This is a genomic window from Acinetobacter sp. AOR34_HL, assembly GCF_027854795.1.
Classification (GTDB): domain Bacteria; phylum Pseudomonadota; class Gammaproteobacteria; order Pseudomonadales; family Moraxellaceae; genus Acinetobacter; species Acinetobacter junii.
Genome location: NZ_JAKTID010000082.1, coordinates 63,675 through 76,259, shown reverse-complemented (window position 1 = coordinate 76,259; position 12,585 = coordinate 63,675). Strand labels below are relative to the sequence as shown.

Sequence of the window (12,585 nt, the reverse complement as noted above, 5' to 3'; positions counted from 1 at the left end):
CTAAAATCCCACTTGCGGAGCTACAACCGCTCCTCACCTCCCTTTCCAAAGGGAGGGAAGTCCCCCTTTACAAAGGGGGATTTAGGGGGATTCCTTATTTATTCTTCGCGAAAGTTCCATCTAGGTATTGTTCAAACGCATGGTAGTTAATGCGCTCATACAATTCTTGACGAGTTTGCATGGTGTCAACAACGTTCTTCTGTGTGCCTTCTTGACGCAGAGTCTCATACACATTTTCCGCTGCTTTGTTCATCGCACGGAATGCTGAAAGTGGGTACAACGCAATGCTCACATCCGCAGAAGCCAATTCTTCAGTCGTGAATAATGGTGTAGAACCAAATTCAGTAATGTTTGCTAATACTGGAACTTTGGTCAGATCAGCAAATTGCTTGTACATCGCCAATTCAGTGATCGCTTCAGGGAACAACATATCCGCACCTGCTTCAATGTAAGCACCTGCACGGTCAATTGCTGCTTGTAAACCTTCAACTGCAAGTGCATCAGTACGCGCCATGATCACAAAGTTTTCATCAGTACGCGCATCAACCGCAGCTTTAATACGATCAACCATTTCTTGTTGGGTCACGATTGCTTTGTTTGGACGGTGTCCACAACGCTTTGCACCCACTTGGTCTTCGATGTGCATTGCTGCTGCGCCGAACTTAATCATTGATTTAGTAGTACGTGCAATGTTGAATGCTGAAGCACCAAAACCTGTATCCACATCAACCAATAATGGTAAATCACAGACATCAGTAATACGGCGTACATCCGTCAATACATCATCAAGGTTACTAATCCCTAAATCAGGTAAACCTAACGAACCTGCGGCAACACCACCACCTGACAAATAAATTGCTTTATAGCCTGCACGTTTTGCTAACAATGCATGATTGGCGTTGATCGCACCAACCACTTGTAATGGTTTTTCATTTGCGACCGCGTCGCGGAATAGCTGACCAGCAGATTTAGCCATGTTGATGTTCTCCTTGGGTTTGCAGCAATGTTTGCTCAACAATTTTGTAAGATGCATTGATGTGACGGTGCATCAGCATTTCGGCAAGTTCACCGTCACCTTCTGCGATCGCATCTAAAATGCGGATATGTTCGTCCCAAGCTTTGCTCGGTCGATTTGGGGTGTTTGAAAATTGAATTCGGTACATACGGATGAGGTGATACAGCTCATCACATAACATTTTTTCTAAGGTTTTATTGCCACTGCTTTTGATAATGCAGTAATGGAAATCGTCTTGACCTTCTTGTAGGTAATAACCCTTACCTGCTTTAAAGTTTTCATCTTCAGCATGCATTCGTAACACATCACGCAATGCTAAGATTTGTTTTTTATCAATATGCTGTGCAGCCAACTTACAAGCTAAGCCTTCAAGTGAAGCACGAATTTGGTAAAGTTCTTTAAATTGTTGTAGAGAAAGAGAAACAACTCGCGCACCAACATGGGCGGTACGCTCAACCAATCGCTGCCCTTCAAGACGATGAATCGCTTCACGCAAAGGCCCACGACTAATGCCATAGATGCGTGCCAGTTCAGGTTCAGAAATCTTGCTTCCCGCAGGAATCTGCCCTAACACGATTGCGGATTGAATTTGCTTAAATACATGTTCCGTCAGGGTAATACTCTGACTTGTGCTGATGGCTTGAGGAACAAGGGTATCTTGCATATTGTCGACAATCTCTACAGTTTTGATGATTTTATAACGGGATAATAGAAATAATGCAATAGGATTGTCGACAATAAAATAGACCTGTGCAGTCAGTCAGACATTCTATCCATTCTGATTAGAATCATTCAAAACCGTCATAAAAATCATAATAAGTATAAATAAAACAAATGTTTATGATTTTACTGCAATTAGTCTAAGCTCAATTTTTTATATCTTTGGACCCATTGATATTGCTTATGCTACGACTATGGTATGACAGCTTGATTGTAGACAATCTTTATAATCGAGTGCTTTGCTACAAATTTTTGTAAGTAAATAATAGGGTCTGTTGATATTTCAGCCATGCATTGCGTTATCGGCTAAAACAACATAAACAAGACATGAAACGCAGGCAATGGCCTTCCCTTGTCAAGTTTCATAACGCAGTTTAGGGAGGTTTTAGCCATAACCCTGCGGGACAGGAACATTTTTGTCGTTACTGCGTTATGTTTCGCTCATTTAGAATAACTAAATTTCGCTAAACATGCCTTGTACCGGCTAAAAAAATGTCCTCTGTCGCAAGCATCTGTGAAATGTCAACAGACCCTACACTAGAAATGTAAATAACAGCGTGCTTCATCATCGCTTTATTGGTACATTATTGGGCATCTGGAGCAGCGCTCCACAAGACACATCCATGCACCTTGTTGAATAAAAGGACATTGTTAATGTTTCAACATATCCCACCTTATGCAGGCGACCCAATTCTCTCTTTAATGGAACAGTTCAACGCTGATCCACGCGCTGAAAAGGTTAATTTAAGTATTGGTTTGTACTACAACGAAGACAGTATCGTTCCACAGCTCGAAACTATTATCGAAGCTCAAAAACGTATTGCACCTAAAAATACTCAAACCAAACTTTATCTACCAATGGAAGGTTTTAAACCTTACCGTGATGCGATTCAAGCGTTATTGTTTGGTGCAAATAGCCCTGCAATTCAACAAGGTCGTGTTGCTACCATCCAAACTCTTGGTGGTTCAGGTGCATTAAAAGTTGGTGCAGATTTCTTAAAAACTTATTTCCCAAATTCAGAAGTGTGGGTGAGCCAACCAACGTGGGATAACCATGTTGCGATCTTCAACGGTGCTGGCATCAAGAGCAACTACTATCCTTACTTCGATGCAGAAACTCGTGGTGTTGATTTTGACGGCATGTTGTCTACATTAAAAACTTTGCCAGAGCAAAGCATCGTATTGTTACACCCTTGCTGCCATAACCCGACAGGTGCTGATCTAAATCCAGCACAGTGGGATCAAGTCATTGCAGCATTAAAAGAGCGTAACTTGATTCCATTCCTTGATATTGCTTACCAAGGCTTTGGCGATAGCATGGAACAAGATGCTTATGCGATTCGTGCTTTAGACCAAGCTGGTCTGAACTTCATCGTAAGCAACTCGTTCTCTAAAATCTTCTCACTTTATGGTGAGCGTGTTGGTGGTTTAACTTTCGTATGTGACGATGCTGAAGCAGCAAAATGCACATTCGGTCAGTTAAAAGCAACGGTCCGTCGTATCTATTCTAGCCCACCAACAACGGGTGCATGGTTGGTTGATCAAGTATTAAATGATGCTGATCTTAATCAACAATGGCAAAACGAAGTTAAAGAGATGCGCGAACGTATTATCAAAATGCGTAGTATCTTAAAAGATGAGTTGACGAAAGCACTTCCTGAGCGTGACTTTAGCTACCTTGTAAACCAAAAAGGTATGTTCAGCTACACAGGTTTGACAGGCGAGCAAGTCGACACCTTACGTGAAGAATATGCAATTTACCTTGTTCGTAGTGGTCGTATCTGCGTTGCAGGTTTAAATATGAATAATATTTATAAAGTTGCAAAAGCAATGGCTGAAGTGTTAGCAAAATCAGCTTAACATCCCCTTGCGGAGCTATATTCGCTCCTCATCTCCCTTTTAAAAGGGAGACTTTATGTATCAAAAAAGGTTGTTTCACGTGAAACAACCTTTTTTATTTGCTACTCATATATTTAAGATTGATCATCAAGCTTAGGCAAAGAAAAATGATTTAATGATTAAATCTGTATCATTCAATGTTCAATCTAGCTCAGTCTTTGTATACTGCAACACATTAATTAACTACAACAGCACTTTTCAAAATGACTCAACTGACTTGCTTCAAAGCGTATGATATTCGCGGAAAATTAGGTACCGAACTGAACGAAGAAATCGCCTATAAAATTGGTCGTGCATACGGACAAATCTATCAACCTAAAAAAGTGGTGATTGGTTGTGACATCCGTCAGAGCAGTGAAGGCTTAAAGCAAGCAACCATTCGTGGTCTCAATGATGCAGGTGTCAATGTTCTAGATTTAGGCATGACGGGTACTGAAGAAGTTTATTTCGGCGCTTTCCATCTTGATGTCCAAGGTGGCATTGAAGTAACTGCCAGCCACAACCCGATGGACTACAATGGCATGAAATTGGTACGTGAAAATGCACGTCCAATCAGTGCTGATACAGGTTTAAAAGACATTCAAGCACTCGCTGAATCAGGTACTTTTACAGAAGTTGAGCAAAAAGGTACAACTGAAAACTATAATATTTTGCCAGAGTTTGTCGATCACTTATTAACCTATATCGATCCTCAGAAAATTAAACCACTCAAGCTGGTGGTAAATGCAGGTAATGGTGCAGCAGGTCATGTGATTGATGCGATTGAACAGAAATTTCAGCAACTGAATATTCCTGTTGAATTTATTAAAATTCATCATGAAGCCGATGGAACCTTCCCTAATGGTATTCCGAATCCGATCTTAATTGAAAACCGAGACAGTACCCGTAATGCTGTGCTCGCACACCATGCAGATATGGGCGTTGCATGGGATGGCGACTTTGACCGCTGCTTCCTATTTGATGAGAAAGGTCAATTTATCGAAGGCTACTACATTGTTGGCTTATTGGCACAAGCATTCTTGATCAAACAATCTGGCGAGAAAATAGTGCATGACCCACGTCTAGTTTGGAATACCTTTGATATCGTAGAGCAATACCATGGTATCGCAGTTCAATCAAAATCTGGACATGCTTTTATTAAAGATGTAATGCGTGAACACAATGCTGTTTACGGTGGAGAAATGAGTGCACATCATTATTTCCGTGACTTCGCTTATTGTGATAGCGGTATGATTCCTTGGTTACTCACCATTGCTCTACTCTCAGAAACAGAACAATCCCTCTCCACACTCGTTGAAAATATGATTGCCAAATTCCCGTGTAGCGGCGAAATTAATTTTAAAGTGGCAGACACGCAAGCAACGGTTCAAAAGATCTTTGATCATTATGCGGACCAAAATCCACAGATCGATCGTACTGATGGCGTCAGCCTTGATTTTGGTGCGTGGCGTTTGAATGTTCGCGCATCGAATACAGAACCACTGCTTCGCTTAAACATTGAAAGTCGTGCTGATAAAAATCCGCAACCTATGCAAAGTTATGTCGATGAACTCACTGCTTTAATTCAGGGCTAATTCATCCCAAAAATAAAGGAGCTTAAAGCTCCTTTATTATCACTACTCAACTACTTAAAAACCATTGGGATTTTGTTTTTGCCAGTTCCAACTATCCGCTAGCATATCTTCCAAAGTATATTGTGGCTTCCATTCCAACTCTTGTTCAGCACGAGAGGCATCTGCATAAAAAGCGGATAAATCCCCCTCACGTCTATCAACAAACTCTGTTGGAATTTGAATACCATTCACTTTTTCAAAGGTTTCTTTAATTTGCAAAACTGATATTGGAACACCTGTTCCAATATTCCAAGCCCGACAGCCACGACTATTCAAACGATTCGCCACTGCCAAAACATGGGCTCTAGCCAAGTCAACAACATGGATAAAGTCCCGTTCACAAGTTCCATCTTTAGTTGGGTAGTCATTGCCAAAAATCGACAGTTTCTCACGCCGCCCTACAGCAACTTGTGTCACATAAGGCATCAAATTATTTGGAACACCTAGAGGGTCTTCACCAATCTGTCCACTTTTATGAGCACCAACAGGATTGAAATAACGTAATAAAGCAATCGACCATCTAGAATCTGCCAGTGCTATTTTTTGTAGCATCTGCTCAATAATCATTTTAGTATACCCATAATTATTATTAGGAATACTTAAAAGCATATCTTCATGGTATGGAGATGGGTTTAGTTCACCATAAACTGTTGCCGATGAACTAAATACAAGATTAAAAATTCCTGCTTTCTCCATAGATTTAACAAGCTGATTACTACCTGCAATATTATTGTCAAAATAAATTAATGGTCTTTCCTGACTTTCGCCAACAGCTTTTAAACCAGCAAAATGAATAACCGCTTCAATATCATAATTTTTAAACAACTGATCTAAAGCATCTTCATCACGGATGTCTCCTTGAACAAAAATTAAGGATTTATTCGCCAGCTTTTGTACACGTTTTAGAGATTCTTCAGAGCTATTTGACAAATTATCCAATACAATAACTTCGTGACCCGCATTAAGTAATTCAAGACAAGCATGTGAACCAATATAACCAGCACCTCCGGTCACTAATATTTTAGCCATCTGTCTTCCCTAATAATATTTTTAATAAACCTTGTGTTGAAACATCAAAAGTTGAAATATCTTCGATCTCACGATTTAAAACAGGTAATAACTGACTAGCAATTTCCTTCCCTTTCTCAACACCCCATTGATCAAAAGGATTAATATTCCACAAAACTGATTGTACGAAAACCTTATGTTCGTACATTGCTATCAACATACCCAAACTATATGGATTTAATTCTTTTAAAAGAATAGTAGAGCTTGGTTGATTACCCTCATATTGTTTATAAGTTGGTAAATTATTTAATTCATTATTCGAAAGCGCCTGGTTACCAAATGCTAATAACCGTGACTGAGCCAAACAATTAGATAAAGCAAGATGATGTTGATCTACTAGAGCGGCAGCATTCTCTGCATAAGTAAATTGATTAGCGTTATATCGTTTTACAGGTGCAATAAAGTCACAACTTACGGAATGCGTGCCTTGATGCAAAAGCTGATAAAATGCATGTTGTGCATTTGGTCCAACTTCTCCCCAAATAATTGGACATGTAACAGAGTCCACTTTTTCTCCATTACGTTGAGTTGACTTTCCATTGGACTCCATTTCCAATTGCTGCAAATAGGAAGCAAAGTACTTTAAACGTCCATCATATGGTAATACTGCATGAGTTTGAATATTTAAGAAATTATTATTCCAAACTCCGAGTAATCCCATTAAAACAGGAATGTTGTTCTCAAAAGCTGTTGTTTGAAAGTGTTGATCCATCGCATAGGCACCAGCGAGTAGATGCTTAAAACCATCAACACCTATACTTAAAGCTATAGGAAATCCAATGCATGACCATAATGAATATCGACCACCGACCCAATCCCAGAGCAGAAGTTGTTTGTCAGGGGATATTCCCCACTCTGTCATTTTTTCAGGTTTTGTCGATACACCTACAAAATGACTTTTTATCACACACTCTCTATCTCCCAGAGCTTTTTGCAGCCACTGACGAGCCGTTTCCGCATTTGATAAAGTATCAATAGTACCAAACGATTTTGAGGATATAATAAAAAGAGTGGTTTCAGGTCGTAATTGATGTAATAAATCAGATAACTGACTACCATCCATGGTAGAAACAAAATGTACTGCTAAAGGTTTAGCTGTAAGCACTTTAAAATCAGAAAGTGCGTGCGTAACCATTAAAGGTCCTAGATCTGATCCACCAACACCAATATTTACGACATCTTGAATAACTTCACCAGTTACACCACGATACTGTCCGGCATGTATTTGGTTTACTAACTTGTACATGTTTTCAAGTTGTCGATGCACGGATGATGATAACTCATCAAATTCGGTGTTAAATCTCGGTAATCTCAGAGCCCAGTGCATCGCTGACCGATTCTCGGTGTAGTTTATCTTCTCACCAGAGAACAATCTTTTGATCCAAATATCCAGCTGTTTTTTATTAGCAAATTCGACTAAAGCATTTATTATTTCTATATCTATTCTATGTTTACTAAAATCAAAACTTATATCGTCATAGTGTAAGCAAAACTGTTCGAAACGATCAACTTGCTCTGAAAATAATTCATTAAGGTGTTTAGATTTTAGTTTGTCAGCTAATAACTGCAAAGTGTAATTTGGTATATGCATGTTTTTCATTAAATATTCTTCAATTTTTTCATTCATTTACGTCCAACACCCTCATAAACAAAGCCGTTTGCTTTAACATAGTCAGGATCATAAATATTACGCCCATCTAAAATTAATGGATGACGCATTTTTTTATGTAATTGTTGAAAATTAGGGCTAAAATAACACTTCCATGCTGTAACAATACACAGTGCATCGGCATCATTAACAACTTCATAAGGATCGTGACTAAGGACTAAATCTTCTCGCTCACCGTAAATTTTATATATTTCTTGTAATGCTTGGGGGTCATGTAATCGTACCTTTGCCCCTTGAGCCCATAATGCGGCTAATATCGTGTGGATAGGAGAGTTATTGACATTAGAACTATTTTCCTTGAACGATGCTCCCCATATAGCTATGGTTTTTTCTTTCAGATTTGAATGATAATAATTCCAAAGTTTCCTAAAAAGAATTTCTTTTTGTGTTTCATTAATCTCCCAAACCTGTTGAAGAAGACGACTTTTAGCACCTGTCTTGGAAACCGCACTTGATAAGGTCAAAATATCATGTGAAAAATTCTCTCCACCAAAACCAGATCCTGGCGATAAATAAGCCGAGCCAATTCGAGTATCTGCACCTAATGCTTGTTTCACATTCAATATATCGATACCCAGTTTCTCAGCAACTAAAGCCAAGTCATTCATATAACTTACACGTGTCGCCAACATGCCTGAGATACTCAATTTGGTAAATTCTGCATCTAAAATAGGCATAAATAAATATTGATTCTCATATCGAAAAAATGGTCTCAATAACTCTTTAATCAATAGTTTTGATTCTTCTACCTCTACACCAACAATAACATGTTTAACATTTAAGACACTATTAACAGCATTTCCCTCTTGAATAACATCAGGGAAATAAACCCAATAATCATTTGGTAATATTGCTTTTAGTTTTTCAGTTCCATGTAAACCAAAGGTTGAACTATTTATCATTAATCGAGGATGAACTATAGACCGATGTGATAGCAGACTCAATGTATTGAATGCAAGATCATACTCTGTTGGATTAAAGCAGAAAAAGTAAACTTCCACATCCACAGGAATATCAGTCAAGTTCTTTTCAATTAAACTGCCTAAATCTCGCTGTTTGATTAGCCTACGATTTACTTCTTCTTCTTGATATTCGATACCTGAAATATTGTTGTTCAAATATGAATTCTGACGGCACCAATAAACCTGATTACCATACTCAGATAACAATGCTGCCATAACTCCAGCATGTAAAGTGGTACCAAAGATTGCAATTTTCATTTTGCATCCTATTATCTAAGAAAGATGAATATCCAAGTCTGCAATTAATTGTTTAAAATCCTTTCCTAATTTTGGATGGTTTACTCCATAATCCAATACAGCTTTTAAGTAGCCTAATTTATTTCCACAATCAAACGTTTTACCTCTCATTCTATAAGCCTCAACTACATCATTTTTTTGTAATGTTGCAATTGCATCAGTCAATTGAATTTCATTACCCGCACCTTTTGATGTGTGCTCTAGAATTTTCATAATTTTATTAGGTAAAACATAACGACCGACTACAGAAAGGTTTGATGGTGCATCAGCAATTTTAGGTTTTTCAACAATTCCTCGCATCACCTCGCTTCCACCCTCCTGAGGTAATGTCGCAACATCAACGATCCCATATTGATCTACTAAATGTGGCAACACACTTTCAACCATAACCTGAGCAATATTAACTTTGTTATAGCGCCCAATCATTATTTCCAAATCGCTTTGCTGATTGGAGGCATTTTTAACTAAAACGTCAGGAAGTAGGACAGCAAAATCATCATCACCAACGATATCTTTCGCACATAAAACAGCATGCCCTAAGCCAAGTGGTTGAGGTTGACGAATACTAACAATAGAGACATGATCAGGAATAATATCTGTAATTTCGTCCAAGAGATCAAATTTTTGTTTTTCTATCAAAATTGTCTCTAACTCAAAATTACGATCAAAATAATTCTCTATCGACACTTTCGATGAATGAGTCACTAAAATAATTTGCTCAATACCTGCTTCAACAGCCTCTCGAACAACGTATTCAATTGCCGGACGATCAACAACCGTGACCATTTCTTTAGGAATTGACTTACTGGCAGGTAAGAAACGAGTCCCTAACCCAGCAACAGGAAGAATGGCTTTTTTGATCATTTTTTTATTCACTATAAAACTTTCTATCTAAGATTAAATAAATCTCACATGTTATTAAACCGTGAGATGGTTTGGATAAATTTATATCGTCTAGTCAGATAAAAAACAGTTCTTTCATCTTTAAAATTTCATATTTAATGGAAGTTCTAGACTCACAGAAGCACCACTATCTTTTCCTTTAACATCAGAGTCACTTAACCAAGCATTAATCTTTAAAGGAATTTGAGGTTTGATATTATGAGTCCAAGTAAGATCCAAACCTTTTATCTTATCTTTTTGATCAAATGCATGATTAGTTTCTACATTCGATTGATTAACTTGAGTATAAAACACTCTACCCATTAAACGATTAACTTTATCGAACTGAATATCCCCACCTAATGAAAACATATCACCATCACCGCCAATTGGGTAAGCAAGGGGATAACCATTCTGATAATAACCATCAGTATAAATATAGTGATTATAACTATAACCTAAGTTTTCACCATTTGTGCTAGTGTCCGCCCACTCCACATAAGCTGAAAAAGGCATATTTTTATAAGAAGCTGCGTAATCCAAACCGGCTAAGTAAGTTTTTCTCGAAGGTAAACCACTTGCTTCATCTTCTCCAACTACTTGTCCATAGACACCTATTGGATATCCTAAAGCTTTATTTAAATTAAGTCTAAAATCTATCCCTGCAAGCTGATTAGAACGATCTTCGTTAGGATTATCGACATTATCATTGCCTTTGATCGCCTCCCATAAAGTATTTAAACTTTCAGAACGCCCCTCTCCACCCCATTGTAATACACGTGAAGCACCAAGCTCTAAAAACTGAAATGGTTGAGCCGTTACTCTTAGCCCGAGTAATTTTGCATGCGGAACAGCATCATAATCTTTGAGTTGCCCGGCAAAAGCCTGATACTGCCATGATCCAAACCAAGACAACCATTTTGTTTCAAATGGATTTTGTAAGGCTCTTTGCATAGTGACACCATAGACAGGTCTACTCGCATCACCACGAATTAAGCTACCTTCATGACCAGGACCCCACCATGTTGGTATTTGACCTGCTATTAACCACTGATTCCATAGCTTAGTAGCAAGATAAGAACCTTCAACGTTAATATCTTCATTCATCGTGTCTTTTTGATCTTTTTCTACATTAACATGAAGCTTTGCATCCCAAAAGGTTCCACCTGTATTCAATTCCAAATAGCCTTGATATTCAGATTTGCTTGTATCTGCAAAACTTTTAGGTAAATATTTTGGATCAGACTCTGCAAACAATCCAATCTTTACAGCGTTGTTGTCTAAATTTATATTTTTTTGTATTGAAGCAATAACTTTTTCTTGTACGGAATTTTTCGGTTTTGCATTCGATAAGGCTTTTTGAATTTCATCACCGCTCAATGGCCATGTAGACGTGCTTATTTGAATTACACCTTGCTGATTCAGCCAGTTCAAATCATTACGCAACTCACTGTCATTCAATAAAATTCCTTGCGCAAAAACAACTGATGTTGTTGATCCTAAAAGAAATAATCCCATTAAAATTTGTTTTTGCTTCAGCTTCATCATTCTATAATCTCAAAACTATTCGAGCAATGATAACTATCTTATCGAAATTTGAATGTAATTTTCAGTATTTTTTAATCTATAGCTGTTATTTAAATCCTAAAAATTCTATCTTATTGAATTATTCCTTAAAATTGAATAAACTTCGGGTTAATTAAGTTTGCCCAATCGCTATTTGCAATACAGTTGTAATAAAAACCACATTACACTTGTATCATGATAGATGAACGCAAAATTTTACCTCTTATGAATACAAAATTAACATACCCAATATCGAACGAAGAAAATCAATTCATGATTATCAAACCTCAACCCCCTCTCAAACGAGTCTTTGATTTATCCTTTGCAATCATACTTTTTATTGTATTACTACCTTTGTTTTTATTATTTTCCATTATTGTAAAAGTAGATGGTGGCAGTGCTTTTTACGGACATGAGAGAGTAGGCAAAAATGGTCAAAAATTTAAATGTTTAAAATTTAGATCTATGGCCAGCAACTCCCAAGAACTATTACAGAATCTCTTAGCATCTGATCCAATAGCATATGAAGAATGGCACAGTACCTACAAACTAAAAAATGATCCTCGCGTGACAAGAATTGGTCATTTTTTAAGAAAATCAAGTTTAGACGAGATGCCTCAACTTATTAACATCATTAAAGGTGAAATGAGCTTTGTAGGTCCTAGACCTGTAACCCAAGATGAACTAACTCGTTATAAAGACAATGTTATTTACTATCTGGCAGTTACACCAGGTCTAACAGGGCTATGGCAGGTCAGTGGACGTAACGATATTGATTATGAAACACGTGTATCATTAGACACTCAATACGTCAAAAATTGGTCATTTTCCCAAGACCTAAAAATTCTCGCAAAAACATTTATCATTGTTATTCTTGGCAAAGGCGCATACTAA

Annotated in this window: 10 protein-coding genes; 3 read left to right on the top strand and 7 right to left on the bottom strand. The window is 37.7% G+C overall.

The genetic code is table 11. From position 1 onward, the window contains the following. Nucleotides 1–94: 94 nt before the first annotated feature. The gene (gene prpB / locus MKL32_RS14200) at nt 95–976 is read right to left on the bottom strand and encodes a methylisocitrate lyase (RefSeq protein ID WP_004680108.1); all 882 of its coding nucleotides are present in this window, start codon (nt 974–976) and stop codon (nt 95–97) included. Then, nucleotides 969–1,679, bottom strand: coding sequence for a GntR family transcriptional regulator (locus MKL32_RS14195; RefSeq protein WP_004956801.1), 711 nt, complete (start codon nt 1,677–1,679; stop codon nt 969–971). The genes prpB and MKL32_RS14195 overlap by 8 nt, the downstream gene beginning before the upstream one ends. Before the next feature lie 710 nt (nt 1,680–2,389). Here MKL32_RS14195 and MKL32_RS14190 point away from each other — a divergent pair. After that, nucleotides 2,390–3,595, top strand: coding sequence for an amino acid aminotransferase (locus MKL32_RS14190; RefSeq protein WP_004966980.1), 1,206 nt, complete (start codon nt 2,390–2,392; stop codon nt 3,593–3,595). A 242-nt stretch (nt 3,596–3,837) separates the two neighbouring features. Further along, nucleotides 3,838–5,208, top strand: coding sequence for a phosphomannomutase CpsG (locus MKL32_RS14185; protein ID WP_262578677.1), 1,371 nt, complete (start codon nt 3,838–3,840; stop codon nt 5,206–5,208). 54 nt (nt 5,209–5,262) lie between these two features. Here the strand turns inward: MKL32_RS14185 and galE are convergent, their stop codons facing one another. The 5 genes from galE to MKL32_RS14160 all read right to left on the bottom strand — a co-directional run bounded on the left by galE (nt 5,263) and on the right by MKL32_RS14160 (nt 11,673). Beyond that, on the bottom strand, nt 5,263–6,276 hold the full coding sequence (galE, locus tag MKL32_RS14180) for a UDP-glucose 4-epimerase GalE (protein WP_005403861.1): 1,014 nt from the start codon (nt 6,274–6,276) through the stop codon (nt 5,263–5,265). After that, the gene (pgi, locus tag MKL32_RS14175; protein ID WP_228127666.1) at nt 6,269–7,906 is read right to left on the bottom strand and encodes a glucose-6-phosphate isomerase; all 1,638 of its coding nucleotides are present in this window, start codon (nt 7,904–7,906) and stop codon (nt 6,269–6,271) included. Before pgi ends, galE begins: the two co-directional genes overlap by 8 nt. 32 nt (nt 7,907–7,938) lie before the next feature. Then, entirely contained in the window at nt 7,939–9,204 is a 1,266-nt protein-coding gene (locus MKL32_RS14170; protein WP_005403859.1) for a nucleotide sugar dehydrogenase, read from the bottom strand. 15 nt (nt 9,205–9,219) lie between these two features. After that, the gene (gene galU, locus MKL32_RS14165) at nt 9,220–10,107 is read right to left on the bottom strand and encodes a UTP--glucose-1-phosphate uridylyltransferase GalU (protein ID WP_270900680.1); all 888 of its coding nucleotides are present in this window, start codon (nt 10,105–10,107) and stop codon (nt 9,220–9,222) included. A gap of 120 nt (nt 10,108–10,227) precedes the next feature. After that, nucleotides 10,228–11,673, bottom strand: coding sequence for a capsule assembly Wzi family protein (locus MKL32_RS14160; RefSeq protein WP_442866715.1), 1,446 nt, complete (start codon nt 11,671–11,673; stop codon nt 10,228–10,230). 213 nt (nt 11,674–11,886) lie between these two features. On the opposite strand from MKL32_RS14160, the gene MKL32_RS14155 reads away from it, so the two are divergent. After that, entirely contained in the window at nt 11,887–12,585 is a 699-nt protein-coding gene (locus MKL32_RS14155) for a sugar transferase (protein WP_270900679.1), read from the top strand.

Coding starts and splice junctions, on each gene's coding strand:
- prpB (WP_004680108.1), bottom strand. CDS start 976: ATGGCTAAATCTGCTGGTCAGCTATTCCGCGACGCGGTCGCAAATGAA.
- MKL32_RS14195 (WP_004956801.1), bottom strand. CDS start 1,679: ATGCAAGATACCCTTGTTCCTCAAGCCATCAGCACAAGTCAGAGTATT.
- MKL32_RS14190 (WP_004966980.1), top strand. CDS start 2,390: ATGTTTCAACATATCCCACCTTATGCAGGCGACCCAATTCTCTCTTTA.
- MKL32_RS14185 (WP_262578677.1), top strand. CDS start 3,838: ATGACTCAACTGACTTGCTTCAAAGCGTATGATATTCGCGGAAAATTA.
- galE (WP_005403861.1), bottom strand. CDS start 6,276: ATGGCTAAAATATTAGTGACCGGAGGTGCTGGTTATATTGGTTCACAT.
- pgi (WP_228127666.1), bottom strand. CDS start 7,906: ATGCATATACCAAATTACACTTTGCAGTTATTAGCTGACAAACTAAAA.
- MKL32_RS14170 (WP_005403859.1), bottom strand. CDS start 9,204: ATGAAAATTGCAATCTTTGGTACCACTTTACATGCTGGAGTTATGGCA.
- galU (WP_270900680.1), bottom strand. CDS start 10,107: ATGATCAAAAAAGCCATTCTTCCTGTTGCTGGGTTAGGGACTCGTTTC.
- MKL32_RS14160 (WP_442866715.1), bottom strand. CDS start 11,673: ATGATGAAGCTGAAGCAAAAACAAATTTTAATGGGATTATTTCTTTTA.
- MKL32_RS14155 (WP_270900679.1), top strand. CDS start 11,887: ATGATAGATGAACGCAAAATTTTACCTCTTATGAATACAAAATTAACA.